The 26,876-nt window shown below is 69.2% G+C and carries 25 protein-coding genes; 9 read left to right on the plus strand and 16 right to left on the minus strand.

Annotated elements, in window-relative coordinates; genetic code table 11:
• The first annotated feature begins 3 nt into the window (after nucleotides 1–3).
• Nucleotides 4–711, plus strand: coding sequence for a GerMN domain-containing protein (locus AB0333_RS07050; RefSeq protein ID WP_366217951.1), 708 nt, complete (start codon nucleotides 4–6; stop codon nucleotides 709–711).
• A 67-nt stretch (nucleotides 712–778) separates the two neighbouring features.
• On the opposite strand, the gene AB0333_RS07055 is transcribed toward AB0333_RS07050, so the two are convergent.
• The 4 genes from AB0333_RS07055 to AB0333_RS07070 form a co-directional block, all read right to left on the minus strand.
• Nucleotides 779–3,001, minus strand: coding sequence for an acyltransferase family protein (locus tag AB0333_RS07055; RefSeq protein WP_366217952.1), 2,223 nt, complete (start codon nucleotides 2,999–3,001; stop codon nucleotides 779–781).
• 65 nt (nucleotides 3,002–3,066) lie between these two features.
• Nucleotides 3,067–3,702: a pyridoxal 5'-phosphate synthase glutaminase subunit PdxT gene (pdxT, locus tag AB0333_RS07060; protein WP_366217953.1), complete on the minus strand. Its 636-nt coding sequence runs from the start codon at nucleotides 3,700–3,702 to the stop codon at nucleotides 3,067–3,069.
• A 103-nt stretch (nucleotides 3,703–3,805) separates the two neighbouring features.
• Nucleotides 3,806–4,807 (minus strand): pyridoxal 5'-phosphate synthase lyase subunit PdxS, encoded by a 1,002-nt coding sequence (gene pdxS, locus AB0333_RS07065; RefSeq protein ID WP_366217954.1) that lies wholly within the window; start codon nucleotides 4,805–4,807, stop codon nucleotides 3,806–3,808.
• Nucleotides 4,808–4,963: 156 nt separating this feature from the next.
• Entirely contained in the window at nucleotides 4,964–5,809 is an 846-nt protein-coding gene (locus AB0333_RS07070) for a CoA ester lyase (protein ID WP_366217955.1), read from the minus strand.
• Nucleotides 5,810–5,866: 57 nt separating this feature from the next.
• Between AB0333_RS07070 and AB0333_RS07075 the strand changes: the two genes are divergently transcribed.
• The 4 genes from AB0333_RS07075 to AB0333_RS07090 all read left to right on the plus strand — a co-directional run bounded on the left by AB0333_RS07075 (nucleotide 5,867) and on the right by AB0333_RS07090 (nucleotide 9,212).
• A complete protein-coding gene (locus AB0333_RS07075) occupies nucleotides 5,867–6,379 on the plus strand; it encodes a helix-turn-helix domain-containing protein (protein WP_366217956.1) in 513 nt (170 codons plus the stop codon).
• Between the two features lie 20 nt (nucleotides 6,380–6,399).
• Complete coding sequence (locus AB0333_RS07080; protein ID WP_366217957.1) at nucleotides 6,400–7,146, plus strand: hypothetical protein; 747 nt, start codon at nucleotides 6,400–6,402, stop codon at nucleotides 7,144–7,146.
• Between the two features lie 44 nt (nucleotides 7,147–7,190).
• Complete coding sequence (locus tag AB0333_RS07085; RefSeq protein ID WP_366217958.1) at nucleotides 7,191–8,405, plus strand: PLP-dependent aminotransferase family protein; 1,215 nt, start codon at nucleotides 7,191–7,193, stop codon at nucleotides 8,403–8,405.
• A 180-nt stretch (nucleotides 8,406–8,585) separates the two neighbouring features.
• On the plus strand, nucleotides 8,586–9,212 hold the full coding sequence (locus AB0333_RS07090; protein WP_366217960.1) for a PadR family transcriptional regulator: 627 nt from the start codon (nucleotides 8,586–8,588) through the stop codon (nucleotides 9,210–9,212).
• Between the two features lie 2 nt (nucleotides 9,213–9,214).
• Here the strand turns inward: AB0333_RS07090 and AB0333_RS07095 are convergent, their stop codons facing one another.
• On the minus strand, nucleotides 9,215–10,597 hold the full coding sequence (locus AB0333_RS07095; protein ID WP_366217962.1) for an aminomethyl transferase family protein: 1,383 nt from the start codon (nucleotides 10,595–10,597) through the stop codon (nucleotides 9,215–9,217).
• Nucleotides 10,598–10,829: 232 nt separating this feature from the next.
• Here AB0333_RS07095 and AB0333_RS07100 point away from each other — a divergent pair, with 232 nt between their 5' ends.
• Complete coding sequence (locus tag AB0333_RS07100) at nucleotides 10,830–11,858, plus strand: ABC transporter substrate-binding protein (protein ID WP_366217964.1); 1,029 nt, start codon at nucleotides 10,830–10,832, stop codon at nucleotides 11,856–11,858.
• Between the two features lie 111 nt (nucleotides 11,859–11,969).
• Here AB0333_RS07100 and AB0333_RS07105 read toward each other — a convergent pair whose 3' ends face one another.
• The 3 genes from AB0333_RS07105 to AB0333_RS07115 form a co-directional block, all read right to left on the minus strand.
• Nucleotides 11,970–13,526 (minus strand): long-chain fatty acid--CoA ligase, encoded by a 1,557-nt coding sequence (locus AB0333_RS07105; RefSeq protein ID WP_366217966.1) that lies wholly within the window; start codon nucleotides 13,524–13,526, stop codon nucleotides 11,970–11,972.
• Nucleotides 13,527–13,730: 204 nt separating this feature from the next.
• Nucleotides 13,731–14,750 carry an ABC transporter substrate-binding protein gene (locus tag AB0333_RS07110; protein ID WP_366217968.1) on the minus strand — a complete coding sequence of 340 codons (1,020 nt, stop codon included), beginning with the start codon at nucleotides 14,748–14,750 and terminating at the stop codon, nucleotides 13,731–13,733.
• A 76-nt stretch (nucleotides 14,751–14,826) separates the two neighbouring features.
• Nucleotides 14,827–15,828 (minus strand): ABC transporter substrate-binding protein, encoded by a 1,002-nt coding sequence (locus tag AB0333_RS07115; protein ID WP_366217970.1) that lies wholly within the window; start codon nucleotides 15,826–15,828, stop codon nucleotides 14,827–14,829.
• A 170-nt stretch (nucleotides 15,829–15,998) separates the two neighbouring features.
• On the opposite strand from AB0333_RS07115, the gene AB0333_RS07120 reads away from it, so the two are divergent.
• Nucleotides 15,999–16,472, plus strand: a complete 474-nt coding sequence (locus AB0333_RS07120; protein WP_366217972.1) for a MarR family transcriptional regulator — start codon at nucleotides 15,999–16,001, stop codon at nucleotides 16,470–16,472.
• A gap of 176 nt (nucleotides 16,473–16,648) precedes the next feature.
• Here the strand turns inward: AB0333_RS07120 and AB0333_RS07125 are convergent, their stop codons facing one another.
• From AB0333_RS07125 to AB0333_RS07145, 5 genes are all read right to left on the minus strand, one after another.
• Complete coding sequence (locus AB0333_RS07125; protein ID WP_366217974.1) at nucleotides 16,649–17,656, minus strand: ABC transporter substrate-binding protein; 1,008 nt, start codon at nucleotides 17,654–17,656, stop codon at nucleotides 16,649–16,651.
• 63 nt (nucleotides 17,657–17,719) lie between these two features.
• Nucleotides 17,720–18,193, minus strand: coding sequence for a MaoC family dehydratase (locus AB0333_RS07130; protein ID WP_366217976.1), 474 nt, complete (start codon nucleotides 18,191–18,193; stop codon nucleotides 17,720–17,722).
• A 107-nt stretch (nucleotides 18,194–18,300) separates the two neighbouring features.
• Nucleotides 18,301–19,482 carry an acyl-CoA dehydrogenase family protein gene (locus tag AB0333_RS07135; protein ID WP_366217978.1) on the minus strand — a complete coding sequence of 394 codons (1,182 nt, stop codon included), beginning with the start codon at nucleotides 19,480–19,482 and terminating at the stop codon, nucleotides 18,301–18,303.
• Nucleotides 19,483–19,486: 4 nt separating this feature from the next.
• On the minus strand, nucleotides 19,487–20,455 hold the full coding sequence (locus AB0333_RS07140; protein ID WP_366217980.1) for an amidohydrolase family protein: 969 nt from the start codon (nucleotides 20,453–20,455) through the stop codon (nucleotides 19,487–19,489).
• A gap of 8 nt (nucleotides 20,456–20,463) precedes the next feature.
• The gene (locus AB0333_RS07145) at nucleotides 20,464–21,393 is read right to left on the minus strand and encodes an SDR family NAD(P)-dependent oxidoreductase (protein WP_366217982.1); all 930 of its coding nucleotides are present in this window, start codon (nucleotides 21,391–21,393) and stop codon (nucleotides 20,464–20,466) included.
• A 223-nt stretch (nucleotides 21,394–21,616) separates the two neighbouring features.
• On the opposite strand from AB0333_RS07145, the gene AB0333_RS07150 reads away from it, so the two are divergent.
• The gene (locus AB0333_RS07150) at nucleotides 21,617–22,183 is read left to right on the plus strand and encodes a MarR family transcriptional regulator (RefSeq protein ID WP_366217984.1); all 567 of its coding nucleotides are present in this window, start codon (nucleotides 21,617–21,619) and stop codon (nucleotides 22,181–22,183) included.
• 244 nt (nucleotides 22,184–22,427) lie between these two features.
• Nucleotides 22,428–23,783 carry an MFS transporter gene (locus AB0333_RS07155; RefSeq protein ID WP_366217986.1) on the plus strand — a complete coding sequence of 452 codons (1,356 nt, stop codon included), beginning with the start codon at nucleotides 22,428–22,430 and terminating at the stop codon, nucleotides 23,781–23,783.
• Nucleotides 23,784–23,952: 169 nt separating this feature from the next.
• Here AB0333_RS07155 and AB0333_RS07160 read toward each other — a convergent pair whose 3' ends face one another.
• The 3 genes from AB0333_RS07160 to AB0333_RS07170 all read right to left on the minus strand — a co-directional run bounded on the left by AB0333_RS07160 (nucleotide 23,953) and on the right by AB0333_RS07170 (nucleotide 26,817).
• Nucleotides 23,953–24,630 (minus strand): 3-oxoacid CoA-transferase subunit B, encoded by a 678-nt coding sequence (locus AB0333_RS07160; RefSeq protein ID WP_366217988.1) that lies wholly within the window; start codon nucleotides 24,628–24,630, stop codon nucleotides 23,953–23,955.
• A gap of 2 nt (nucleotides 24,631–24,632) precedes the next feature.
• The gene (locus AB0333_RS07165) at nucleotides 24,633–25,394 is read right to left on the minus strand and encodes a 3-oxoacid CoA-transferase subunit A (protein WP_366217990.1); all 762 of its coding nucleotides are present in this window, start codon (nucleotides 25,392–25,394) and stop codon (nucleotides 24,633–24,635) included.
• Between the two features lie 217 nt (nucleotides 25,395–25,611).
• Nucleotides 25,612–26,817 (minus strand): thiolase family protein, encoded by a 1,206-nt coding sequence (locus tag AB0333_RS07170; RefSeq protein ID WP_366218111.1) that lies wholly within the window; start codon nucleotides 26,815–26,817, stop codon nucleotides 25,612–25,614.
• Nucleotides 26,818–26,876 lie beyond the last annotated feature (59 nt).

Raw genomic sequence — 26,876 nt, forward strand, 5'->3', positions numbered from 1 at the left:
GGTATGAGTCAGACGCGAACCGCCCGACGCCCGCTCCTCGCCACCGCCGCCCTGGCCGCCGTGCTGTCCCTTGGCCTGACCGCCTGCGGACCCGGCGGCGGCGAGGCCTCCGAAAGCCCCACCCCCTCCGCCAGCGACACCGCCAGCGCGTCGGCCACCGAGTCGACGCCGGCGACGGAGTCAGCGTCGCCGAGCGAGTCTGCCACGGCCTCCCCCTCGGCCAGTTCGGCCCCGTCCGGTTCGCCCTCCGCGTCAGCGTCGGGGTCCGCGTCCGAGACCGCCCAGGGCGCCACGGAGGCCACGGTGTACTGGGTGGCGATGGACAACCTCGAGGGCATCGAGTTCCCGGGGTGCGGGGACAGCAGCCTGATGGAGTCCACCGCCCCGGTCTCGGGCGCCGGAGCCGTGGGCGACCCGTCCCTCGTGGAGGCAGGCCTCCAGGTGCTGCTGGACCAGGCCGAGTACGAGGTCGGCTCCGGGCTGACCAACTCGCTCTACCAGTCCGAGCTCAAGGTCACGGACGTCGCCATCTCAGGGGACACCGTGACCGTGGACCTGACCGGCACCCCGGTCTCCTCCGGCACCTGCGACGACCCCCGCATCATCGCCCAGCTGGAGAACACCGCCCTGGCCAACGCCGGCGTCTACACGGCCGAGATCCTCCTCGACGGCACCCCGCTCCAGGAGGCCATGAGCCAGAGGGGCTCCTGAGCCGCCTCAGGCCGAACGCCCGGGGCTGGTCATGACACTCGACTCGCACGCGGCGTGGGGTGTCTTCCTACGGGAGGGCCGGGACCAGGCCCTGCCCTTCGAGGACCTGACCGAGCCAGGGCGCCATCGACTCGGCATACGTGGACGTGAGGTGGTTCTGGTCCCGCCACACCACCACCGTCCCGATGACCGCGGGGCAGGTGCCGTCCGGGCAGATGCCCTCGACCAGGTTCACGGGAACCGCTGACGCCGCACGCTCCAGGGCCGCACGCTGCTGGTCTGATCCTGAGGGGTCGGCGTCGGCCTCGGCGAAGCCGCACTCCTCGACGTAGGTGTCCGGGTGGGTCTCGATGCACTCCGGGATGTTGTAGCCGGGAATCGGCGGGTCGATGATCACCCCGACCGGGATCCCGCTCTCCTCCAGGGCGTTCCACGCCGCGGCCTGGCCCTCCGGCACGGAGGTCTCGTCCTCGGGGGCCTCGTAGAGGAAGGAGGACGTCAGGACGAGGTCATAGTCTTCGGCCCCCAACTCTTCCATCACCCCGGCGTTCCACTGCGCGCACTCGGAGAACACGTCCCCGTCCAACAGCACCTGGCCGCCGGTCAGGGGGCAGGAGGACTTCAGGTAGGTGCTGACCTGCCAGCCGTTCTCAGCAGCCAGCCGGTTCACGGCGGCCTGCCAATGGGCCGCATGGGAGTCGCCGGTCAGGGCCACGCGGAACTCCGCGTCATCCGGGCCATAGGTGCAGGCCAGCGGGTCGCTCTCCCGGTCACGCTGCACGCAGTCCTGGGCGTAGGCCTCCGGCAGGTCGAGGTCCACGGCGTCCGCGCCGGGCAGCAGCGCCTCGACCGGGGTGTGGCCCAGGGCGGCGGCCGGGTCCGCCTGCAGCAGCTCACCCCCGAGCAGCGCCGGCCCCGCCTCGATGCCCTGGGCGCCCTCGGTCCCTTCCGCTCCCCCCTCCGGCGGTGCCGGCTGACCGGGTTGCTCCGATGCCGCCTCGTCCAAGGCCTCCGCATAGGTCGGCGGCTGCCAGCCGTCGGGGCCCTCCACGGTCCGGGAGGTGGCGAGGTCCAGGGACGCCGTCCCGACGATGACCGCCAGCGATGCGGCGAGGCCGAACTGTATCGCCTTCCAGGGGGGCCGGACGACGGTCCACCGCTGGAATGGCTTCTCCACCCACCGGTAGCTGGCCCAGGCGGGCAGGAAGGCCAGGCCCGCCGTCACCAGGCCGACGTACCAGGGCAGGCCCTCGAAGAGGAACGTGGCCATGACGATCAGTGGCCAGTGCCACAGGTACAGCGAGTAGGAGAGGTCCCCGACGACCGTCATAGGGAGCAGGGACAGCAGCGAGCCGACGCCGGAGCGCTCACGGGCGTTCAGGCCGGAGACGATGACGGCCGCAGCGCCGAGGGTCGGCACCAGGGCCGCCGCACCGGGAAAGGACGTCGCTCCGCTGAAGAACAAACCGGCCCCGATCATGGCGGCCAGTCCCGCCCAGCCCAGGCCCAGGGCCCACCGCCGGGGCAGGTGCGCCAACCGGGGGGCGAACAGCGCCAGGAGCACGCCCACCCCGAGCTCGTGGATGCGTGTGGTGGTGGCGAAGTAGGCCATCCCGGGGTTCACGGCGGTGAGGTGCAGGGAGTGCACCAGTGAGCCCATGAACAGGATCACCGCGGCGCCCACGATCCACTGACGCTGGACCACCGCGAGACTGGACTCCGCACGGTGCCGGGACCCGCCGGCGTCCGGCCGCTCCTGGCGGGCGTGGTGCCAGCGGGCGACCACCAGGACGAGGATGAGCACCAGGGGCCAGAGCAGGTAGAACTGCTCCTCCACCGCGATCGACCAGTAGTGCTGCAGCGGGCTGGCGGCCTCATCCTGGCGCAGGTAGTCCGTGGACCCCTGCCCGAGGACCCAGTTGACCACGAACAGCACACTGCCCGTGGCCTCGGTGGCGATCTCATCCCAGCGGGAGCGCGGCAGGATCGTCAGGGTCAGCAGCACCGTGCCGATCAGGGCCACCAGGGCGGCCGGGAGGATGCGCCGGACGCGCCGAGAGTAGAAGACCACGAGGTCCAGCCGGCCGTGCTCCCGGATGCGGGCGAGCAGACCGGACGTGATGAGGAATCCGGAGATGACGAAGAAGATGTCCACGCCCACGAAGCCACCGGGGGCGAACGGCAGACCCGCGTGGTAGACGAGGACGAGCAGCACCGCCAGGGCACGGAGCCCCTGGATATCAGACCGGAACCGGGTGCCGGGGTGATGCTCGGTGGAACCTGGTGACACGACTTCTCCGACTCTGCTGGAACGCGAAGTACTCTATCCGACCGACGCTGACCGGTGGGGTCGGGTCAGCGGATCACGTGCTCCAGGAAGTAGCGGTGGAAGGACCAGTCGCCGGTGACCTCCGGGTGGAAGCTCGTGGCCAGCAGACGGCCCTGCCGGACGGCCACGGGGACATCCCCGGCCGGGTGGTCCGGGTTTTCCAGGCGCGACGCCGGCACGCTCGCCAGCACCCGCACGTCCGGTCCCGCGCGCAGCACCGCGGGGGCCCTGATGAAGACGGCATGCACGGGGTCCCCGGAGACCTCCGGCACCTCGAGGGCGGTCTCGAAGGACTCCACCTGGGAGCCGAAGGCATTGCGCTGCACGGAGATGTCCAGCCCGCCGAAGCTGCGCTGTCCCGCGATCGGGTTGGCGATCGAGTCGGCCAGCATGATCATCCCGGCACAGGTGCCGTAGACCGGCAGTCCTGCCGCGATCGCCTCCCGGAGGGCCGGGGCCACGCCGAGCAGCCGGGAGAGCTTGTCCATCACGGAGGACTCTCCGCCGGGGATGACCAGCCCGTCCAGCCCGGTCAGGTCTGCGGCGGAACGCAGCGGCCGGACCCGCGCCCCGAGGGCGGTCAGCACCCGCACGTGTTCGGCCACGTCCCCCTGGAGGGCGAAGACGCCGACGAGACGTCCGGTGTTGTGCCCGCCCGTCACCGGGGCAACATCCCGCTCAGGGCACGGCCCCTAGCGCTATGCGGGCAGAGATTGGCAGTACGCGTCGTACCGCCACACTCTGCCCGCACTGCGGAGTGGGTGGTCACCAACCGCGGTCGGCGAGGCGGTGCGGGGCGGGCAGGTCGCCGACGTTGATGCCGACCATCGCCTCGCCGAGACCGCGGGAGGCCGCGGCGACCGCGCCGGCGTCGTTGAACTGGGCCGTGGCGCGCACGATCGCGGCGGCGCGGGCCGCGGGGTTGCCGGACTTGAAGATGCCCGAGCCCACGAAGACGCCGTCGGCGCCGAGCTGCATCATCAGCGCGGCATCGGCGGGCGTGGCCACGCCGCCGGCGGTGAAGAGCACCACGGGCAGCTGGCCCTCGCGGGCGACCTCGGCCACCAGCTCGTAGGGGGCCTGGAGCTCCTTGGCGGCCACGTAGAGCTCGTCCTTGCTCAGTGCGGACAGCTTCGCGATCTCGCCGCGGATGGTGCGGATGTGCTTGACGGCCTCGGAGACGTCACCGGTGCCGGCCTCGCCCTTCGAGCGGATCATGGCCGCGCCCTCGGTGATGCGGCGCAGGGCCTCGCCGAGGTTGGTGGCGCCACAGACGAAGGGGACGGTGAAGTCCCACTTGTCGATGTGGTTGATGTAGTCGGCCGGGGAGAGGACCTCGGACTCGTCGATGTAGTCGACCTTGAGCGCCTCCAGGACCTGCGCCTCCACGAAATGGCCGATCCGAGCCTTGGCCATGACCGGGATGGAGACGGCCTCGATGATCCCGTCGATCAGGTCCGGATCGGACATACGGGCCACGCCGCCCTGGGCGCGGATGTCCGCCGGGACGCGTTCGAGGGCCATGACGGCCACGGCGCCGGCGTCCTCAGCGATCTTGGCCTGCTCAGCGGTGACCACATCCATGATCACGCCGCCCTTGAGCATGTCCGCCAGGCCGCGCTTCACGCGGGCGGTACCGGTGCGGGCCGAGCCCTGTCCGGAATCGACGATGGAGCCCGGGGCCGGGGTGGAGGCGTCTGAGGTGTAGGAACCGATGGAGGACTCGGTGGATCCAGTGGTCCCAGTGGGCTCGGAATTGCTGCTCATGGTGTTCCTTGTGTTCCTTCAGAGGGGGCCGACCGGCATGGAAGGGATCACGCCGGTTCATGTGCCATCGAATCTACCCGCAGCCCGGCCCCTCAGGGCGTGTTCGATGTCCGCTTGTTGCGAAGCCGGGTAGCACACCGCCGGGCCGGGTGGAACTCAGGCGTTCCAGAGCCCGTAGGAATCGGCCAGGTCGGCGATCTTCTGCGCGCGGGCCAGGCGGGGCAGGTAGGAACCGTCGCCCACGGAGGCCCCGGCCTGGTGCGCCTGGAGCATGTCCACGGCCCAGGTGACCTCGTCCTCGGACGGGGACAGCGCCAGGTTGATGGACTCGACCTGCTCGCGATTGAGGCACAGCCGCCCGGTCATGCCCATGGACTGGGTGGTGCGGGAGGACTCGACCACCGTGGCATTGGCGTCCGCCGCGCCCGGAGGGCCGTCGATCGCGCCGGGCAGCTTGCCCACGCGGGAGGCGATGACCAGCCGCGAGCGCGCATAGGCCATGGCCATCGGGTCGTCCGAGATGCCGGTGTCCTTGCGGAAGTCATTGGTGCCGAAGGCCAGACGGAACGTGCCGGGGGCCTTGGCCACGGCGGTGGCGTTGTCCAGCCCGACGGCCGTCTCGATCAGGGCGATCACGGGGGTGCCGGCGCGCAGGCGCATGGCGGTCAGGGTGACCTGCTCGGGCTCCTCGGCCAGGGCCAGCATCACGCCGCGCAGTCCCTCAGCGCCGGACAGGGCATCCAGGTCCTGCTGCCAGTCATCAGTGTCGATCCCGTTGATCCTGACCCACGCGGACATGCCGCCGTTGAGGGCCTCCACCACGTTGGCCCGCGCGGCGTCCTTCTTCCCGGCCGGGACGGCGGCCTCCATGTCGAACAGCACCGAGTCCGCCTCGGAGGCGAGCCCGGGGGCGAAATCCTCCGGCTTCGCCGCGTTCACCAGCAGCCAGGAACGGCTCAACTTGGCGGGCAGGGCGGCGGCACGACGGTTACGCAAGGGCATGGATCCCAGCCTACCCGCGCACCGCACGCCCCGGGTCAGCCTGGCTAGGGTGGGCCCATGGCCGAAGAGATCCCGATCCTGACCCGCAGCTCGACCGTCGGCCCCCTCGATGCCGCCGAGCGCGAGATCTTGACCAGACTCCCCGGCCTCTCCGGTGTCCCCGGGTTCCCCGGGCTCCCCGTGGCCGGCACTCCCGTCCCCGCCGGCTCCCCCGCCCCCTCCGGACAGCCGGGCCCGACGCCGGACGCCACGGTGGTGCTGGACGGCACCACGGTGCGGCTGGGGCCGGCGGCCACCGCGGCGGTGCTCGAGCTGCTCGGCCGGCTCGCCTCGGGCGCAGCGGTGACGGTGTCCGAGCAGGACCGGTGGCTGAACACCTCCCAGGCGGCACGGTTGGCCGGGGTCTCCAACACCTACCTGCGCCAGCTGGCGGACCGCGGCGAGATCCCGGTGACCTACCGCGGGACGCACCGGCGGATCCACCCCGAAGACGTCCTCGCGTGGGTGCGGCGCCGGGGCAGCGGCGGGGCGGGGACGGCGGAGTACGATAGTCAGGATTCCCCGCCGTAGCCCTGCCGTTCAGGAGTTCCATGACCTCGCGACGCCGACCGGACCACGCGTCCGGCCACCCGGCCCTGCGCCGGGCCGCCGCGGGGCTGACCGCCGGCCTGGCCGCCGTCGTGCTCGCCGGGTGCTCGATCTTCCCGTCCTCCAACGAGACCCCGACCGTCCAGGACGGCACGGCCCTCCCCGAGGCGAACGCGAACGGCTATGCGGAACTGCCGCTGTACTTCGTGGCCCTGAGCGGGGACTTCCCGCCGGAGACCACGGGCCGGGACGTCGCCTGCCAGGACCTGCTGGTCCGCGCGTCGTCCGTGCCGGTCAAGACGGAGGACCGGGTGGGCTCCGCGGTCGGTTTCCTGATCGACGACGAGCAGTATAGCCACGGCGAGCCGGCCATCACCAACTCCGTGGACCCGTCCGAGGACGGCCTGTTCTACTCCTCCAGCCGCGTGGAGGGTGGCACCGTGACGGTGGAGTTGACCGGGGACGTGGTGACCCGCAGCCAGTGCGAGTCATTCCGCATCCGGGCTCAGCTCAACCGCACGGCGGCCGCGGCGGCCGGGGTGGAGAACGCGGAGATCCTGGTGAACGGCGTCCGGATCGAGGAGATCCTCGGCCTGCCCGAGCTGCAGCTGGGCGAGGAGTTCACCACTCCGGCGGACGAGCCGGCACCCGGCGAGGGCACGGACAGCGCGGCGCCCGAGGATGGGACGGGCGAGACCGACGAGCTGGACGAGATCGGCGACCCCAACCAGCTCAACGGTCAGGGCTGACAGCCCCTTCCGCCGCGGCTCGCCCCGTTGTTAGCATCGGCCCCATGGCCGACCCTTCAGCATTCCTTTCAGATCGCGCGCGCGGCGTGAAGCAGTCGGCGGTGCGGGATGTCTTCGATCTCGCCATGACCCCCGGTGTCATCTCCCTGGCGGGGGGAAATCCCTGGCTGGACGACCTGCCTCTGGAGCAGCTGGGCGGGATCGCCGATGAACTCGTCGCCCGGCAGGGCCACCTCAGCCTGCAGTACGGCGCCGGCCAGGGCACCCCCGAACTGCGGGATGCGGTGTGCTCTGTGATGGCCGCGGACGGGATCCCGGGAGCGGACCCGGAGCACGTGGTCATCACACCCGGCTCCCAAGCGGCCATCGACACCGCGGCGCGCATGCTCGGGAACCCGGGGGACGTCGTCGTGGTGGAGGGCCCCACGTTCGTGGGCGCCCTGAACACCTTCAACACGTGGGAGCTGGACGCCGTCTCCACCCCCACCGACGAGGAGGGCCTGATCCCGGCCCTCCTGCGCACCACCCTGCAGCAGTTGCGCGCCGACGGGCGCCGGGTCGCCTTCCTCTATACGATCCCCTCCTATGCGAACCCCTCCGGGGCGCTCATGCCGGCCGAGCGGCGCGAGGAGGTCGCCCGGATCTGCCGCGAGGAAGACGTCCTCATCGTGGAGGACAACGCCTACGGCCAGCTCGGTTTCGCGGACGCCCCCGTGGCCCCGATCGCCGCGGGCCACCGCGACCAGGTCATCTACCTCGGCACCGTCTCCAAGATTTTCTCCCCCGGCGTGCGCATCGGCTGGGCGCTGGTGCCGCCGGCGCTGCTGCGCGAGTTCTACCTCTCGGCGGAGTCGGCCTTCGTCTGCCCCCCGGTGTTCAGCCAGATGCTCTCCACCGCGTTCCTCACCCGGTTCGACTGGCAGGCCCACGTGGCCCGCTGCGCCGCCGAGTACGCCCGCCGCTGCGACGCCCTGGTGGACGAGATGGAGCAGTCCCTGGACCCGCGCGTGACCTGGACCCGTCCGGCTGGCGGTTTCTTCGTCTGGTCGCGGATGCCGGACGGACTGGACACTCTGCCCCTCATGCACACGGCGGCGGAGGCCGGAGTCGTGTTCGTCCCAGGTGGCGCCTTCACGCCCGACGCCGGCCCCCACCCCCACTTCCGGCTCGCCTTCTCCTTCGTGGCACCGGAGACACTGCGCGAGGGCGTCCGCCGGCTGGCCCCGGTGCTCAACGGGGCCCTGTCCGGCGTCCGGTGATCGACGCCCCGGCGGCGCACCGTGACCCCTCCCCCGCCGGTGTGACGCCCGGACGTCACGTGGCGTTCCTCAGACCTATGGACATAGGTATCTGGCTCTCGGCCCGTTACAGTGGTGCGGATCACCGATTCGCCCGGGGCAGCAGACCGCAGACGGGCGTCCGGCAGGAAGGATGACCACATGTCCCTGCGCAATGCGCTGCTGGCCCTGCTCACCGTAGAGCCCATGACCGGCTATGACTTGGCCAAGCGCTTCGGCTCCTCCGTGGGCAACGTGTGGCACGCCCCCGATTCCCAGATCTATCCGGAGCTGCGCCGGATGCTGCAGGACGGACTGCTGGAGTCCGAGGAGGTCCCGTGGGGCCGCAAGGGCCGGAAGATCGAGTACACCATCACCGAGCAGGGCCGCGTGGCCTTCGGCGAGTGGATGGACTCCGACCTGCAGTGGACGCGGGACCGCGACCCCATGCACCTGCGGGCCGCCTACTTCGAGTACGCCACCCCGGACCGCGCCCGCGATCAATTGGCGGCCTACCGGGAGCACATCCTGCAACTCCGGGGGCAGTGGCAGCAGCAGATCGACGAGGTCTTCGCCGGCACCTCGGAGACCCTCAACCGCCGGCTCGAGACCGTCCCCGCCGCCCAGCACCGCCGCACCACCGCCTTCAAGAAGTTCACCTACGAGGGGCTCGTGGACCGCGCGGACGTGGAGATCGCCTGGGCCGAGCGGGGGCTGAGGCTCCTGGACGAGTTGGACGACCTGGATGCGCAGGATGAGCTGGGCACCCTGAGCACCCAGGACGCCTAACCTCAGCCGTTGGCGCGGTACCGGGTCCGCGCGTACTCCTGATAGGGAGCCGGGGCCACGGTGGCACGGATCCTCACCTGCCGGTGGTCCTGGTCCACCTGGGGTTTGCGGGAGACCGGGTCCTCGCCCCAGACGACCTCGACCTCCTCGCCGTCCGTGATGGCCGCGTCCAGGGTGGCCAGGGACATGTATAGCTGGGGGAAGGCCACGTAGCCGGCGTCCGTGGAGATACCCACCCGCTGCGAGCCCCGCACCACCTCGTCCATCTGGTAGAAGCCGTACCGCGCCTTCGGGAAGTCCAGGTACTTGGCCGGGGTGCCGTCCTCCAGCTGGGATCTCACGACGCTGGCCACATCGTCCGCGTTCCACAGCAGCGTGACCTTGCGCCGGGTCTGGTTCTCGGCATGCCGTTCCAGGGCCTGGCGGCGGTGGAAGTCGTGGTCGAACCTCACCGATCGGCCCAGCCCGAAGTCATAGGGCGTGGCGTAGTAGTCCTCCACGTTCTCGGAGTAGAGCGAGCCGCCGATCGAGCCAGCCCGGGCCGCCGGCAGCCACTGCCGGTATTCGGCGAAGTCGTCACTGAAGATCGCGGGGAACGGCGTGGGGATCCAGCCGGACTCCAGGGGCGAGCTTGAATAGGCTTTGGCCCCAACCAGGCGGAGACCGAACTCCTGACCGGCCTCCACCAAGGCCGCGTGGACGGCCTCATGGTCCTCCCAGGGCCCGTAGAACTCGAAGCCGGGCTGGCCGGCCATCCCGTGGCGTAGTGCCTTCACCGTGCGACCGGCGATCTGCACCTCGGCGATGTGGAAGAACTTCACCTCCGGCACGGGGCCACCGAACACCTTCTCCATGACCCGGTCCGCCTCCGGACCCTGGAGTTCGTAGCGGTAGAGGGTGGGCGGGCCCGAGCGCATGTTCGAGTTCGGGTCCAGCCGGTGGTGCACGTCCCGGCCGGCAGCCTGCGCCTTCTCCACGGTGAACCGCACCCAGTCGATGAGGATGTGGTGCCCCACGAGCACCAGGCCCTCGTGCCCCTCGGAGTGGTAGAACAGGATTCCGTCCCCGATCAGGTACCCGTCCTGGTTGACGGAGATCAGCTGTTTGGCCACCCCCGGCCGGAAGGTGGCGAACGTGTTCGGGGAGATGGACGCCAACAGCGGCAGGAGATCGGCCCCGCCCAGGAACAGCTGGGTCATGTGGTGGGACTGGTCCATCAGCGCCACGGTGGTCCGCCAGGCCCGCTGTTCGTCGCGCCAGTTGGTGAACTCCGGGGTGATGGGGAACGTGATGGACGGCCAGTCCTGGTTGCGCAGGAACTCGACCGGGCCTCCGGTCCGTTCGATGGCCTGGGCGAGTGATTCGGTGGCTTCGGTCTGTGACATCGTGATGATCCTCCCGATCGGGACGGGCCTCGATCCCGCGGACAGTCGTCAGGGGATCCACGAGGCCGGTGTGTCCAACCTAGACACGGCGGCCGGTCGGCGAAACCGGCGTTCCCCTTGAAAGGGAAAGGTCCGGCGGCGCCGACCCAAGAGTGCCAGAGTGATCGAGATCACACCAGCCTGCCGGGTGGCGTGATGTCCTCCCCGACCGTTCACCGCCTAGGAGCCAGCCGTGGCCACACCTCGCCGCTTCACCCGCACCACGCTCATCACCCTGACCACCCTCACCGCCGCAGGGCTGATGCTGACGGGCTGCTCCGGTGGCAGCCCGAGCGGCGCGAGCTCCTCGGCGCCCGCCGAGGACGCCGCCGCCGGCACCGATGAGCTGACGCCGGTGACCGTCGGCCTGCTGCCCATCGCCACTTCGGCCGCCGTCCCGCTGGGCATCGAGGAGGGGATCTTCGAGAAGCACGGACTCGACGTGACCATCCAGCAAGGCCAGGGCGGTGCAGCACTCCTGCCGGCCGTGTCCAGTGGGACGGTCGAGTTCGCCGTCGGGAACCCGCAGTCCATCCTGCTGGCGAACAGCCAGGGCCTGGACATCAGGATCATCGCCGGATATTCGACCAGCTACGAGAATGTCGACGACCCGGAGGACCAGGCCCCCAGCGGAGTCATCGCGCTCGAGGAGTCCGGCATCTCCTCCTGGGCGGATCTGGAGGGCAAGCGCGTGGCCGTCAACACGCTGAACACCCAGGGGCACCTGACCATCATGCAGTCCGTGGAGGCGGACGGCGGGGATCCGGAGCAGGTGGAGTTCACCGAGATCGGATTCCCGGACCAATTGGCCCAGCTCGAGCAGGGGAACATCGACGCCGCCTGGATCCCGGAGCCGTTCCTCAGCCAGGGCCGCGCCCAGGAGGGCGTCCAATTCATCGGCGACTCCCTGCGTGCCATCGACGGGCTGTACTCGATGGTGACGTTCACGAACGGTGACTACGCCGAGGCGAACCCCGAGGTGGTGGAGGCCTTCCGGGACGCCATCACCGAATCAACCGAGCTGGCCATGGCGGATGAGGACGCCTTCCGGGAGGCCATCGTCGACTACACCGGCATGGACGCCGCCGTGGTGGACTCGCTCAACCTGGAGTACCTCTCCGGGGAGCTCGATCGCGCCATCCTGGAGGACCTCAGCGCCACCGCCCACAAGTTCGGCTTCCTGGACTCCGAGCCGGACCTGGACCAGACCATCCTGGACTGACCCCAGGGCCGCGGGCACCACGCGGAGGCGGCCCCGCACCGGCAGGATGCCGGTCCGGGGCCGCGGGTGGTCAGCCGAGTCGGCTGGATACCGGTTCCGGGCCGCGGGCGGTCAGCCGAACTGCCGGCGCAGGTCCGGCTTGCGGATCTTGCCGGAGGCGGTGCGGGGCATCTCCTCGGTGAACACCACGGACTTGGGGATCTTGTAGCGGGCCAGCTTGCCATTGAGGTGTCCGATGACCTGCTCCTCGGTCAGCTCGTGCCCCTCCCGGACCACGATCACGGCGCGCGGGACCTCGCCCCACTTCTCGTCCGGGACGCCGATCACGGCCACGGCCGCCACCGCCTCCAGCTGGGAGATCTCCTGCTCCACCTGGGCCGGGTAGATGTTCTCGCCACCGGAGATGATCATGTCCTTGAGGCGGTCGGAGATGAACACGAACCCCTCCTCATCCCGGTAGCCCATGTCCCCGGTCTTCAGCCAGCTGCCGTCCTCGGCCTCCACGAAGGAGTCCCTGGTGGCGTCCTCACGGTTCCAATAGGCCTTGATGACATTGGGGCCCTGGACCTGGATCTCGCCGACCTCGCCGGGAGGGCAGACCTGGCCCAGGGGGTCCACGATCCGCACGAAGGTGTGGAACTGCTGCAGCCCGGAGGAGCCCTGCTTGGGGCGGGAGTAGCGGGCCGGCAGGCTGGTGGCCCCCGGGGACGTCTCGGTCATCCCGTAGCCGTTGGTGAAGGACAGCCCCTTCTTCTCGTAGGCCTCCAGCACGCGCAGGGGCACGGCGGAACCGCCACAGGTCAGATTGCGCAGCGAGGAGATGTCCGCCGACTCCCAGTTCGGGTGTTCGGCCAGCAGCTGGTACGTGGTCGGCACCCCCGAGATGAAGGTGACCCGGTGCTTCTCGATCAGCTCGAGGACGCGGCCGGGCTCGAACCGCGGCTCCAGGACCAGGGTGCCGCCCTTGAGCAGGGTCGGCAGCGCGCCCATGCCCAGCGAGGCCACGTGGAACATCGGCGCGATCATCAGGGACACCGAGTCGGACATGATGTCCATGTCCGTGATGACGTTGAAGCTGTTCCACGTCAGGTTGCCGTGGGTGAGCATGGCGCCCTTGGGCTTGCCCGTCGTGCCGGAGGTGTAGAGGATGATCGCCAGGTCGTCGAGACCCACGGCCACGTCCGGTCGGACGGGTTCGCCGCCGGCCAGCAGCTGTTCGTAGTCGACCGCCTCCAGGTCGCCGTCCTGACGCTCGGCCGGCACCGGGGTGCCATCCTGCACCAGGGCCAGGAGCCCGACGCCGGTCCCCCGGCTTCCCGAGACCGCCAGCGGCTCCATGGTCGTTGAGGCCAGGAGCACGGTGGAGCCCGAGTCGTTGAGGGCGAAGGCGATCTCCGGCGGCGCCAGGCGGGTGTTGAGGGGCACGAACACCGCACCGAGGGAGCCGACGGCGAACAGCGACTCGAGGAACGAGGGGTGGTTCTCGCCGAGGTAGGCCACGCGGTCACCCTGCCGCACGCCGCGCTGCGTGAGCGCGTCGGCCAGCCGGTCGATGCGCACGGCCCAGTCGTCATACGTCAGCTCGCCGGCGGCGCTGATGACGGCGACGTTTCCGGCGGACTTGATGCGGCGGCGGTGGATCCAGTCTCCGATTCCACGGTTGATCATGCGTTCCTACTCCTCGCGGCGGTATGGCGTACGGCAATTGTGCGGCGGACCACACTCCCCCTCATTGTGCGCTATTCCGTTGAGTATTTCAACGATTGTGGAGAACATTCGTGGCACCGCCCCTCCGACGGAACGACGCCGGCCCTCCCGGGAGCACCCCGGGAGGACCGACGTCGCGGAAGGAGCGTGCGGCGATGGATCGGTTTACTGGCCGGCGCCGTCCACCATCAGGTCACTGGTCGCGGGGATCTCCTCGATCAGGCCCATCTCCTGGAGGATCTCGGCCATGCGCTCCAGCGAGGCGATGTTGTGCAGTTGCGGGAACGCCGGCATGGTCAGCTCCTCCACGGTCTCGGAGTCGATCGAGGTGTAGCTGGACAGGATGGCCTTGGCCTCGTCCGGATGGTCCGTGGCGTACTGCTGGGACTCCTTCATGGCCGCGGTGAACTGCTCCACCAGCTCGGGCTCCTGCTCCATCTTCTGGTCCGTGGTGAAATAGCCGGAGACGGACAACTCCTGCACCGGCTCGGCGAAGAACCCGTAGATGTTCCGGGCGCCGCCCTGCTCGGCCATGGTCACGAAAGGCTCGACGGCCGTGATGGCGTCCACGTTGCCGGCCTCCAGCTGGGCCTGCATGTCCGGGAAGCCCACCTCGACGAAGTCCACGTCCTCCACGGCGCCGCCGGCCTGCTTGACGCCCTCATAGGTGGTGGCGTGGTTGATGTTGTTGAGCGTGTTCACGGCGACGCGCTTTCCCGCCAGGTCTTCCACCCCCTGGATGTCGGAGTCGGCCGGGACCATGATTGCGGCCGCGTCGTCGTCGCCGTTGCCGGTGGACTGCGGGCCGGTGGCCACGATCTTCAGCGGCAGGCCGGCGTCACGCCCGATGATCAGCGACGCGACGTTGGAGAAGCCGAAGTCCATCTGCCCCGACTGGACGGCCGGCACGATCGCCGCACCACCCTGGGCCAGGGTCAGGGTGACATCCAGGCCGTGCTTCTCGAAGATGCCCTCGTCCACGCCGAGGTAGATGGAGGCGACGTCGACGATCGGGATGACCCCGACCTCGATGGGGGTCAGCTCGCCGGCAGCCGCGGAGCCGCCGTCCGCGGCAGGTGCGGATCCATCCCCGGCCCCCTCCGAGGGGGAGCCGGAACCGCAGGCGGTCAGGGCGAGCAGGGCGGCCGCAGTGACCGCTGCGGTACGGAGTCTTCTGGTGAACATGGGGGTCTTCTCCTGTGCGAACAGAGGACCGGCCGGGCCCCGCGAAGAGCCCGGCCGATGCGGTGGTGGACAGCCGTTACTGGACGATCAGGTCTTCGGTCGCCGGGATGGCGTCGATCAGGCCGGAGTCCAGGGACAACTCGGCGATCTTCTCGAGGGAGGCGATGTCATGCTCCTGCGGGAAACGCGGCATCGTCAGCTCGTCGATCACGTCCTGCTCGAGCGAGGTGTAGCTCGGCAGCACGGCCTTGGCCGCCTCCGGATTGTCCGTGGCGAACTGCTGGGACTCCTTCATGGCGGCGGTGAAGGCCTCCACCAGCTCAGGATCCTGCTCGATCTTCTGGTCCGTGGTGAAGTAGGCGGCGATCGAGAGGTCCGGCACCGGCTCGGCATACTGGCCGTAGACGCGCTGACCACCGGCCGCCTCCGCCAGGGTCACGAACGGCTCCACGGCACCGATGGCGTCCACGTTGCCGGCCTCCAGCTGGGCGACCATGTCCGGGAAGGCCATCTCGACGTACTCGATGGACTCCGGGTCACCACCCTCCTGCCGCATGCCCTCGGAGATCACGGAGTCATTGATGTTGTTCAGGGTGTTCACGGCGATCCGCTTGCCCTCCAAGTCTGCCAGGCTGGTCGCCTCGGAATCGGCCGGGACCACGATATGAGCAAAGTCGTCGTCGCCGTCACCGGTGGTCTGCGGGCCGGTCGCCACGATCTTCAGCGGCAGGCCGGCGTCGCGCCCGATGATCAGGGAGGTGACGTTGGAGAAGCCGAAGTCCATCTGCCCCGACTGGACGGCCGGCACGATCGCCGCACCGCCCTGGGCCAGGGTCAGGGTGACATCCAGGCCGTGCTCCTCGAAGATGCCCTCCTCCACGCCCAGGTAGATCGGGGCCACGTCGACGATCGGGATGACCCCGACCTCGATGGGGGTCAGGTCGCCGCCGGCGGCCGGCTCGGATCCCTCCGCGGGGGCGGTGGTGGTGCCGCCCTCGGTCGGCGACCCCGAACCGCAGGCGGTCAGGGCCAAAAGGGCGGCGGCGCCGACGGCGGCCACGCGAAGTTTCCTCATCATGATGGTGCTCCTGGAAGGCAAAGTGCGAGATGGCACCGGCCGGGGGTGGACGGTACCTGTAATGTGAGACACAGCCTAGTCAGCCGTGATCCCGGCAGACAAGAGATTTTCATGATTTTGTCAACAATATTGTTTGTCACCCAGATCGTGGCGCGTCAGGAGGCTCCAAGGTGAACGGAACCGAGACCGAACTGGCCCCTCCCCAGGTGTTCCGCAGCCTCGCCGTCCGCCGCCTGCTGAGCCTGCACGGCCAGCTCTGGACCGAACACGTCTCCACGGAGAACACGAGCATCCAATTCGGGCTCCTGCTCTGCCTGGCCCGCTCCGACTCCGGCCTCAGCCAGACCGAGATCGCCGCCCAGCTCGCGGTGGACAAGGCCTCCCTGACCGAGCTCGTCAGCCGCATGGCCTCGCGCGGACTGGTCAGCGTGCACCGCGACGCCCGGGATGGCCGCCGCCGCGTGGCCACCCTGACCGACGCCGGACATGACCTGCTGCAGGAGATGTACGGACCCGCCCTGGAGGTCAACCGCCAGCTCTTCATGCCGCTGACCGAGGCAGAGTCCGAGCAATTGATGGGGCTGCTGGAGCGGGTCCTCGCCCATGCTCCGAACGAGAACACCGCACCCGACGCCGGCCGGTAGCCCAGCAGCACGGACGCGGTACCCCCCCCCAGGCGAACCGGCGACCGGCCCACCGCCCACCGCCCACCGCCCAAGACGCACTTTGCGGGCAGAGATGAGTACTAGTCTCTGCCCGCAAAGCGATGAGGGGCGCTGCGCTGGGACGACAAGGGGCCGGCGTCGGGCCCTCGCGGGTGTTACTGGATGTACAGGCTGGCCGGATCCGGAGCCTCACCGATGAAGCCGTACTTCACGGCCAGCTCGGCCGTCTTGTTGAGCTGATCGGTGCGGATCTCGCCGCTGAGCTCCTCCATCTTGAGGTTCTGGGCGACCTCCTCGGGCAGGTCGATGAACTCCGGCAGCAGCGCGCGGGTGCCTTCCGGGTCCTCCTCCGAGGCGGCCAGGGCCTCGGTCATCGCGGCCGCGAAGTCCGCCACGACCTCCGGGTTCTCCTCGGCATAGGCCCCCGAGGTGAAGGTCACCATGGTGGGCATGCCGGGGATGGCGTCCTGGAAGGAGTAGCCGACGAGAGTGTTGGCCTCATCGGCGAGCACATTGGTCAGGAACGGCTCCGGCACCCAGATGGCGTCCACATTGCCCTGCTCCAGCTGGGCCGGCATGTCCGGGAACGGCATCTCGTTGAACTCGAGGGCCTCCGGGTCCGCCCCGGCCTCCTCGGCGTCGTTCATGATGGTCAGGTCCCCCAGGGTCCGCAGGGCGTTGACGGAGGTGACCTTGCCCTCGAGGTCCGCATAGCCCTCGATGCCGCTGTCAGCCCGCGTGACCACCCCGGCGATGTCATCGCCTTCGGCCAGCGAGTTGGAGTACCCGGCGGCGATACGCATGTCCAGACCCTGATCCACAGCGGTCATCACCGACAGCGGGTTGCCGACCCCGAAGGTGATCTGCTGATTCGAGACGGCCGGCAGCATGGCGGCACCGGCGTTCTGGGTCGAGAGCTCGACCTCGAAGCCGTGCTCCTCGAAGATGCCGTTCTCGATGCCGTACTGCACACCCACCGACGGCGCGATCGGCAGCACGCCAACCGTCACCGGGGTGAGCTCTCCGGAGGCGGCGCCGCTCTCGGAGGCGCCGGCCGACGTCGAGCCGCCATCCTCACCGGTCGGCGAGCCCGAACCGCAGCCGGTGAGGGCCAGGCCCGCCACGGCGGCCGTGGCCATGAGGGATGCAAACTTCTTGTTCATGGATTTCTCCTGGGTTCGTGCCCGGCGGGGGTGCCGGGCGGCGAGAGCCTGAGCGCGGATGCCTCAGGCGTAGAAGCGGGACAGGAACGTCGCGACGACCGCGGGGCGCTCCTGGCCTTCGATCTCGATGGTGCCGTCAGCCACCAGGTGCAGGCCGTTGCCCTTGACCTCGGAGACCTCCTTGACGGTGATCTGCATGCGGATGCGGGAGCCGACCGTCACCGGGGAGGTGAAGCGGACCTTGTCGAGGCCGTAGTTGACCTTGGTCTTGACGCCGGTGACGTCGAACAGCTCGGACCAGAACGGGATGATCAGGGACAGGGTGAGGAAGCCGTGGGCGATCGGAGCACCGAAGGGGCCGTCCTTGGCGCGCTCGGGATCGGTGTGGATCCACTGGTGGTCGTCGGTGGCATCGGCGAAGGTGTCGATCATCTGCTGGGTGACCTCGCGCCACTCGGTGACACCCAGGTCCGTCCCGGCGAGGTTCTTGACCTCGTCGAAGCTGACGACGGTCTTGGCGGTGGTGGTTTCGCTCATGGTGTTTTCTCCTTATGAACTGTGTTCTACATCACAATAGTTGGAAAGTGCAATGGTCTCGGTCCATCGGTGATGAATTCGTGACCCCGCGCTCGGGAGGGAGCGCGCTAGACGAAGGCTCCCACGCCGGTGACGGCACGCCCGACGATCAGGGCATTGATCTCATGGGTGCCCTCGTAGGAGTAGACGGCCTCCGCATCCGCGTGGAAACGGGCGACGTCGGTGTCCAGCGTGATGCCGTTGCCGCCGCAGACCTCACGGGCCAGCGCCACGGTCTCCCGCAGCCGCAGGGCGGTGAACATCTTGGCCAGCGCCGAGTTCTCGTCCTTGTAGGTGCCGGCCGCCTGCTGCTCGGTCAGCTGCACCACCATGCCCAGCGAGGCCGTGAGGTTGGCGAGCATCGTCGCCAGCTTCTCCTGGATCAGCTGGAACCCGGCGATCGGCCGGCCGAACTGCTCCCGCGAGCGGACATAGCGCAGGGCGGCCTCGAAGGCGCCGGCCTGGGCACCGGTGGCCATCCAGGCGACATCCGAGCGCATGCTGCGCAGGCACCGGCTGACGTCCTTGAAGGAGTTGATCCCCTGGAGCCGGTCCGCCTCCTCCACCCGCACGTCCGTGTAGGTGATGTGCGCGTTCTGCATGATGCGCAGGCTGGCCTTGTTCCGGATCAGTTCCAGCGTCACGCCCTCGGCCTCACGCGGGACGAGGAAGCACTTGACCTCACCGTCCGCCTCGTCCCGGGCGAAGGTCGCCAGCACGTCCGACTCGAAGGCTCCACCGATCCAGCGCTTGGCGCCGTTGATCCGCCAGGACCCGTCCTGCTGGCGCCGTGCCGACGTGGCCAGCCCGCCGGCCACGTCCGAACCGTGGTCCGGCTCGGTGAGGGCGAAGACGCCGGTCAGGGAGTAGTCCACGATCTTCGGGTCCAGCTGCGCCACCTGCTCCGCGGAGCCGCCCAGGCGCACCGCGGTGCGGAACAGCCCGGCCTGCGCGTTGAAGTAGGTGCAGACGTTCAGGTCGGTCCGCGCGAGCTCGAAGTTCCGGAAGCCCGTGAGGATGTCCCGGATGGGCTCGCCGGCGGCCTTGAGCGCCGGCGGGTCCATCAGCTGCAGGTCCCGCAGGGGCTGGCGGATCTCGTCCGGGAACGTCGCCGCATCCCAGTGCTCATTCAGATGAGGCTTGACCTGCTCGTCCAGGACGGTGACCAACTCTGCGAGCACGGACCGCTCCGCCGCGGTGAGGCGCTCGGCGAAGCCGTACAGGTCAGAGGGGGTCACGGTCCCGGTCACGGGTTCACGCATCCCGGGCCCCCGGGGTGGAGGCTGAGGCGGAGCCCAGTCCGAGGAGCCGAACGGCGTTGTCCTTGAGGATCAGCGGCCGGACTTCGTCCTTCAGGGGCAGGTCCGCGAAGGCCTTCATCCACTTCTCCGCCGTGATGAGCGGGAAGTCGGTGCCGAACAGCACCTTGCGGGACAGGACGTTGTTGGACTGGCGCACGAGCGACTCCGGGAAATACTTCGGGGACCAGCCGGAGAGGTCGATGTACACGTTCGCCTTGTGGGTGGCGATCGAGTTGGCCTCGTCCTGCCACGGCACCGAGGGATGGGCCATGATGATCGGCAGGTTCGGGTGGTCCGCCGCCACCTCGTCCAGCAGCAACGGATTCGAGTACTTGAGCTTGATGCCGCGGCCTCCCGGCAGCCCGGCGCCCATCCCGTTCTGCCCGGTGTGGAAGATGCACGGCAGCCCGATCCGCTCGAGCTCGGCCCACAGGGGGCGGAACTGCTCGTCCGAGGGGTCGAAGCCCTGGACCGAGGGGTGGAACTTGAAGCCGCGCACCCCCAGCACGTCGGCCTGGCGGCGGGCCTCGACCAGCGCCGCCGGGCCCTTGCGGGGGTCCACGGAGCCGAACGGGATCAGCACGTCATTGTTGCGGGCGCAGCCGGCCACCAGGTCGTCGATGGAGTTCGGCGCGTGGTCCATCTGCGTGCTGGCGTCCACGGTGAAGACCACGGCGGCCATCTTCTGTTCGCGGTAGATCTCACCGATCCGGTCGATCGACGGGGTGCGCTCCTCGGCCTTGAAGTACTTCGACGAGGCCTCCATGATGTCCTCCGGCATGGACACGTGGCCGTGGCCGTCCTTCTCCAGGTGCACGTGCATGTCGATGGCGGTCACCGCCTCGACGTCGACCCGGCACTCATAGCGAACGGCGGCCCCGGCGTTTCCGGCGCTGCCGGTACTCTCGGCGTTGGCACTCATACCGGCGTTCACTTTGCGGCCTCGGGCTGCAGCTCGGCCGGCAGCTCCGGCATCTTCTCACCCACGGACTGCAGGTTCGACTCGAGGACGGCCTTGCCCTCGGCGAGCATGGTCGCGTAGTCCCAGCCGCCCTCGTGGAACTCGGTGGCCACGGGCTCGGGGTGGGACCAGACCTGCAGGCGGTCGCCACCGACGCCGATGGCCTGGCCGGTGATGCCGGCAGCCTCCTCCGAGGACAGGAAGGCGATGACGCCGGCGACGTCCTGGGCCGGCCCGAAGCCGAGCTCCTTGCGGAAGAACTCCGGCATGGCCTCGCCGCGCTCGTCCGCCTCGACGGCCGCCTTGAAGAACGGGATGGTCTTGGTCATGGCGGTGGCGGCCACCGGGATGACGGCGTTGACACAGACGCCGGCCTTCTTCATCTCCATCGCCCAGGTGCGGACCATGCCCACGATCCCGGCCTTGGCAGCGGCGTAGTTGGTCTGGCCGAAGTTGCCGCGCTGGCCGGTCGGCGAGCCGATCGTGACGATGCGGCCGGCGACGCCGTTCTCCTTGAAGTAGGCGTAGGCGGAGCGCACGCACGTGAAGGTGCCCTTGACGTGCACGTTGATGACCAGGTCGAAGTCCTCGTCGGTCATCTTCAGCAGGGACTTGTCCCGCAGGATGCCGGCGTTGGTGACCAGGATGTCCAGGCCGCCGAAGGTGTCCACGGCGGTCTTGACCAGCAGGTCGGCCGTCTCGGAGGAACCGACGGGGGCCACCACGGCGGCGGCCTTGCCTCCGGCCTCAGTGATCGAGGCGACCGCGGAATCGGCGATCTCCTGGTTCACGTCGTTGATGATGACCGACGCGCCCTGGCGGGCCAGTTCCTGCGCGTAGGCGAGGCCGAGGCCTGCTCCGGATCCGGTGACGATGGCTACCTTGCCGTTCAGGGACATGGGTTCTCCTTGCGTGGTGGGGGTTCCAGATCGGTGGATTGGAACGATGCTCGACTACTTCGGTGCAAACGCCCGTAGACGCTTCTGAAGTCCATGACAGCCCATACCGTTGAGAAAGTCAATGATGTACATTCACTAAGAACACCCAGGATCCGGCCGCCACAGGGGTTGCGCCGCTACACTTGAACAAATCAACGATGTGACGAACGGTTGCGAGAAACGTATGTCTACTTCCACCGACAACGCCCCCCACGGCTCTGCCGCCACGGCTCGCGCCGCCGCCGCATCCTCCGCCCCCACCGCGTCGACGCCGGACGGCCCCAGCGGCGCCGGCGACGCTGCCGGCGAAGTGACGGACGGGATCGAGCGTTTCCTGTACTCCAACGTGGCCGAGCAGATCCACTTCCTGACCTCGCGCGCCCGCGGCCGCGGCATCAGTCACGCCAATCACCAGCTGGAGGGGCTGGACCTGAAGGTCCGCCAGTTCTCCGTGCTGTCCCTCGCGGCCAGCGGGCAGAACCCGTCCCAGCGTGAGATGGGCGAGTTCCTGTCCCTGGACCCCAGCCAGATCGTCGCCCTCGTGGACAACCTCGAGCAGCGCGGCGCCGTCCTGCGGGAGACCGACCCGCGGGACCGTCGCTCCAAGATCATCATCGCCACGGACGCCGGCCGCGACCTCCACGCCCAGGCGCTGCAGATCCTCGAGGACTCGGAGGACTACACCCTCTCCACCCTGTCCCCGCGCGAGCGCAAGCAGCTGCGCTCCCTCTTGCTCAAGATCGCCTTCTAGCACCGCACCCCACCTCTCACGGCGCCGGCCACGCACCCTGGACTCACCATCCGGGCGCGTGGCCGGCGTCGTTCTGGCGCGCCCCGATACGGCCATCACTCCTGAGGCGTGAACAACTCAATGGTTGACTTCTTCAAGCATAATGTGTTTCATATACGTATCGTGTTGCAGGTCACAGGAGCGTCGGGGCGGTTCCCCCCGGTGCCCCGCCCACCGCACTTCCCCGTCCAGACTGGAGCACCCCATGTCCACCGACACCACCACGGCCGCCGCGCCGGACCTGGCGTCGCTCGACCCGGCCACCAAGCGCCGAGAGTCCCGCCGCGTCATCCTCTCGAGCTATCTCGGCTCGACGATCGAGTTCTACGACTTCCTGCTGTACGCCTCCGCCTCGGCTCTGGTGTTCCCCACGGTCTTCTTCACCGGCCTGGACCCGTTGGCCGGCGCCATCGCCTCCTACGGCACCTTCGCCGCCGGCTACCTCGCCCGTCCTCTCGGTGGGGCGATTTTCGGCCACTTCGGTGACAAGCTCGGCCGCAAGAAGATGCTGGTGCTGTCCATGCTCATCATGGGCGTGGCCTCCACCCTGATCGGCCTGGTACCCGGCGCGGCGACGATCGGCGGCTGGGGCGCGGTCATGCTCGTCTTCCTGCGCGTCTGCCAGGGCATCGCCGTCGGCGGTGAGTGGGGCGGCGCCGCCCTGATGGCCCTGGAGCACTCCGAGGGCGGCAAGCGTGGCTTCGCGGCCTCCTTCACCAACGCCGGCGCCCCCACCGGCGCCGCCTTGGGCACCTTCGTCCTCGGCACGTTCTCCGCCGTGCTCCCCCAGGAGGAGTTCCTGTCCTGGGGCTGGCGCGTGCCGTTCCTGCTGTCCTTCGCCCTGCTGATCGTCGGCATGGTCATCCGCGCCAAGATCCACGAGTCTCCCATCTTCGAGGCCGCCGCCGCCCAGGCCGAGGCGTCCGGTGAGAAGCGGAAGCTGCCGATCTGGGAGGTCCTGCGCCGGCCCAAGGCCCTGCTGCTGACCATGTTCGCCGGCGCCAGCGGCTTCGGGCTGCAGGTGCTGCTGTCCACCTTCGCCGTCCAGTACTCCACGGACGCCGGCACCGAACGCTCGTCCGTGCTCTACGCCTTCGCCCTGGCCTCGATCTTCTCGATCTTCTTCGTGGTCTGGTTCGGGCACCTCTCCGACCGCTTCGGACGCCGCCCGGTCATGATCGCCGGCCTGATCCTGTTCGTCGGCTTCCTCTTCCCGCTGTTCGGCATGCTCACCTCCACGAACTGGTTGGTGCTGCTGCTGGCCTTCACCATCGCCCTGGGTCTGCACGGCATGATCTACGGCCCGCTGGCCGCCTTCATCGCCGAGCAGTTCGGCACCGGATCGCGTTACACCGGCGCCTCCCTGGGCTACCAGCTGGCCACCCTGCTCGGTGCCGGCTTCACCCCCACCATCCTGGCCACCCTGTACGCGGGTCCCGGCGGCGGCACCTCGATCGTCCCCGTGGCCGTGTTCCTCGGCGCCATGGCTGTGGTCTCCATCATCGCGCTCGTGCTGACCCGCGAGTCCAAGGACCACGACCTCACCACCCACGAGCACTGAACCCGTTTTGAGGGCAGAAATCAGTACTTATTTCTGCCCTCAAAACGAGGGGGAGGCTCCCGGAAGAACAGCACGACGCCGGCCGCGCACCCAGGGCGCGCGGCCGGCGTCGTACGAGGGGCCGGGATGCCCCCGGCGGGGTCAGGACGAGGGAGCCAGGGCTACCGGATCAGGCCCCGACCGTCTCGAAGGTGACCTCGGGGTGCGCCTCGCGGAGCTCCTCGAGGGTGATGCCGTGGAGCTCGCGGACCTTCACCACACCGGAGGAGTCCAGCAGCAGGACGGCCTTGTCCGAGTAGATGCGGGACACGCAGCCCACCCCGGTCAGGGGGAAGGTGCACTCGGGCAGCAGCTTGACGTCGCCCTTCTTGGTGAAGAGGTCCATCATCACGTAGGTGTCCTTGGCGCCGATCGCCAGGTCCATGGCGCCGCCCACGGCCGGGATGGCGCCGGGCTTGCCGGTGGACCAGTTGGCCAGGTCGCCCCGGGCGGAGACCTGATAGGCGCCCAGCACGCAGACGTCCAGGTGGCCGCCGCGCATCATGGCGAAGGAGTCGGCGTGGTGGAAATAGGAGGCCCCCGGCAGTTCGGTCACGGGGATCTTGCCGGCGTTGATCAGGTCACCGTCGACCTGGTCCCCGGTGGCCTGCGGGCCGAAGCCGAGCATGCCGTTCTCGGTGTGCAGCGTGACCTTCTTCTCCGGGGAGAGGTAGTTGGACACGGTGGTCGGCTGGCCGATGCCCAGGTTCACGAAGGAACCCGGCTGGATGTCCTCGGCGATGACCTGGGCCAGTTCGTCCTGGGTCAACGGGGCGTCGGTGCTGCGGAACTCGCTCATCTCGCTCATCCTCACTTCTCGGCGGCCAGCTCGGCCGCGGTCTTGGTGGCCAGGCAGGGCTTGGGCTGGCCGGCGGCAAGGGCTGCGCGTTCCTCGCGCTCCTTCACGCCGGACTCGGTCGGGATCCCCACGACGGTGTCCACGTAGATGCCCGGAGTCACCACGTGCTCCGGGTTCAGCGACTCCTCGAGGACCTCATCCACCTGCACGATCGTGTGGGTGGCGGCGGTGGCCATGACCGGCCCGAAGTTGCGGGCGGTCTTGCGGTACACGAGGTTGCCGGCGGGATCCGCCGCGTAGGCCTTGATCAGGGCGAAGTCGCCACGGATCGGGGATTCCAGCACGTAGTGCTTGCCGTCGATCTCGCGCACCTCCTTGCCCTCGGCCAGCTGGGTGCCGTAACCGGTGGGGCTGAAGAAGCCGCCGATGCCGGCGCCGGCGGCCCGCATGCGCTCGGCCAGGTTGCCCTGCGGGACGAGCTCCAGCTCGATCTCGCCGGCCCGGTAGGCCTCGTCGAAGTGCCAGGAGTCGGACTGGCGCGGGAACGAGCAGATGATCTTGGCGACCCGCCGTTCCTTGATCAGCAGCGCCAGGCCGGCGTCGGCCTGGCCGGCGTTGTTGTTCACCACGGTCAGTCCGGTGGCGCCGGAATCCATCAGGGCGTCGATCAGCTCCATCGGCTGGCCGGCATTGCCGAATCCACCGATCAGCACCGTGGCGCCGTCGGTGATCCGGGAGACGGCCTGGGCGGCCGAGTCCACGAACTCAAGCATCGTTCCTCCTTGTTGCGGGGATGAGAGGGGTTCTGTCCGGCCTGATCCGTGTGGGCCGGGCCGGGCCGGGACCACGACGTCGGCCGGAGCCTTCCCTGCGGAAGGCGCCGGTCCGGCGTCGGGCCGGCGGGTTGAGGTGGTTTTCAGTCGACGTGGGGTGGGTGTTGGGCTCCCAGACCCACCCCACGTCGACTGAAAACGCCAGGGGGAGGTGGTGTCAGGAGCGGGCGTTGACGTTCTCGAGGACCACGGCGAGGCCCTGGCCGACGCCGATGCACAGGGCGGCGACGCCCCAGCGGTCACCCGAGGCCTCGAGGCGGCGGGCCAGGGTGCCGAGCACGCGGGCACCGGAGGCTCCCAGCGGGTGCCCGATGGCGATGGCGCCGCCCCACGAGTTCACGATCGAGGTGTCCACACCCCAGGCGTCGGTGCAGGCCAGCGACTGGGCGGCGAAGGCCTCGTTGAGTTCCACCGCTGCGATGTGCTCCCACGTGATGCCGGCGCGCGCGATCGCCTGATTCACCGCGTCCACCGGCGCGTAGCCGAAGTACTGCGGCTCGTTGGCGGCGGCGGCACGGCCGGCGATGCGGGCCAGCGGCTGCAGGCCGAGGATCTCCGAGGCCTTCTCCGAGCCGAGCCAGGCCGCGGAGGCGCCGTCATTCATCGGGGAGGCGTTGCCGGCGGTGACCATGCCGTTCTCCTTGCGGAACACGGTGCGCAGGTTGGACAACGACTCGGCGGTGGAGTCGGGACGGATGGTCTCGTCCCGGGCCAGGTCCACGTCCGGAACCTGGACGGTCAGGTTGTCATACTTGCCCTCGTCCCAGGCCTTCGCGGCCAGCTGATGCGAGTTGGCGGCGAACTCGTCCATGCGCTCACGGGTGATGCCGTACTTCTCCCGCAGCTGCTCGGTGGCCTCGCCCAAGGAGACGGTCCACTCCTTCGGCATGTTCTTGTTGATCAGGCGCCAGCCGAGCGTGGTGTTGGCCAGTTCAAGGTTGTGCATGGGGAACGGGCGCTCGGTCTTGGGCAGCACCCAGGGAGCGCGGGACATGGACTCGACGCCGCCGATGAGCATGAGGTCGGCCTCACCCACGTTGATCTGGCGGGAGGCGATGATGGCGGCGTCCAGCGAGGAGCCGCACAGCCGGTTCACGGTGGTGCCGGGAATCGAGGTGGGCAGCCCGGCCAGCAGGGTGGCCATGCGGGCGACGTTGCGGTTCTCCTCGCCGGCACCGTTGGCGTTGCCGAAGACGACCTCGTCGATCGCACCGGCGGCGCCTGAGCCGGCCAGCTTCGGGGCGCGCTTGACGGACTCGGCCACCACGAGGGCGGCGAGGTCATCCGGGCGGGTCTTGGCGAGGGCGCCGCCGACCTTGCCGAAGGGGGTGCGGACGGCATCGTAGAGGTAGGCGTCCTGAATGGCGTTCTGGGCGGTCATGTCCAGTCTCCTTGGGGGCTTGGGTGAGTCAGTGGCTGGGG

It is taken from the genome of Citricoccus sp. NPDC079358 (genome assembly GCF_040702545.1).
Classification (GTDB): domain Bacteria; phylum Actinomycetota; class Actinomycetes; order Actinomycetales; family Micrococcaceae; genus Citricoccus.

Coding starts and splice junctions, on each gene's coding strand:
- AB0333_RS07050 (WP_366217951.1), top strand. CDS start 4: ATGAGTCAGACGCGAACCGCCCGACGCCCGCTCCTCGCCACCGCCGCC.
- pdxS (WP_366217954.1), bottom strand. CDS start 4,807: ATGAGCAGCAATTCCGAGCCCACTGGGACCACTGGATCCACCGAGTCC.
- AB0333_RS07070 (WP_366217955.1), bottom strand. CDS start 5,809: ATGCCCTTGCGTAACCGTCGTGCCGCCGCCCTGCCCGCCAAGTTGAGC.
- AB0333_RS07075 (WP_366217956.1), top strand. CDS start 5,867: ATGGCCGAAGAGATCCCGATCCTGACCCGCAGCTCGACCGTCGGCCCC.
- AB0333_RS07080 (WP_366217957.1), top strand. CDS start 6,400: ATGACCTCGCGACGCCGACCGGACCACGCGTCCGGCCACCCGGCCCTG.
- AB0333_RS07085 (WP_366217958.1), top strand. CDS start 7,191: ATGGCCGACCCTTCAGCATTCCTTTCAGATCGCGCGCGCGGCGTGAAG.
- AB0333_RS07090 (WP_366217960.1), top strand. CDS start 8,586: ATGTCCCTGCGCAATGCGCTGCTGGCCCTGCTCACCGTAGAGCCCATG.
- AB0333_RS07095 (WP_366217962.1), bottom strand. CDS start 10,597: ATGTCACAGACCGAAGCCACCGAATCACTCGCCCAGGCCATCGAACGG.
- AB0333_RS07105 (WP_366217966.1), bottom strand. CDS start 13,526: ATGATCAACCGTGGAATCGGAGACTGGATCCACCGCCGCCGCATCAAG.
- AB0333_RS07110 (WP_366217968.1), bottom strand. CDS start 14,750: ATGTTCACCAGAAGACTCCGTACCGCAGCGGTCACTGCGGCCGCCCTG.
- AB0333_RS07115 (WP_366217970.1), bottom strand. CDS start 15,828: ATGATGAGGAAACTTCGCGTGGCCGCCGTCGGCGCCGCCGCCCTTTTG.
- AB0333_RS07125 (WP_366217974.1), bottom strand. CDS start 17,656: ATGAACAAGAAGTTTGCATCCCTCATGGCCACGGCCGCCGTGGCGGGC.
- AB0333_RS07130 (WP_366217976.1), bottom strand. CDS start 18,193: ATGAGCGAAACCACCACCGCCAAGACCGTCGTCAGCTTCGACGAGGTC.
- AB0333_RS07140 (WP_366217980.1), bottom strand. CDS start 20,455: ATGAGTGCCAACGCCGAGAGTACCGGCAGCGCCGGAAACGCCGGGGCC.
- AB0333_RS07145 (WP_366217982.1), bottom strand. CDS start 21,393: ATGTCCCTGAACGGCAAGGTAGCCATCGTCACCGGATCCGGAGCAGGC.
- AB0333_RS07150 (WP_366217984.1), top strand. CDS start 21,617: ATGTCTACTTCCACCGACAACGCCCCCCACGGCTCTGCCGCCACGGCT.
- AB0333_RS07155 (WP_366217986.1), top strand. CDS start 22,428: ATGTCCACCGACACCACCACGGCCGCCGCGCCGGACCTGGCGTCGCTC.
- AB0333_RS07160 (WP_366217988.1), bottom strand. CDS start 24,630: ATGAGCGAGATGAGCGAGTTCCGCAGCACCGACGCCCCGTTGACCCAG.
- AB0333_RS07165 (WP_366217990.1), bottom strand. CDS start 25,394: ATGCTTGAGTTCGTGGACTCGGCCGCCCAGGCCGTCTCCCGGATCACC.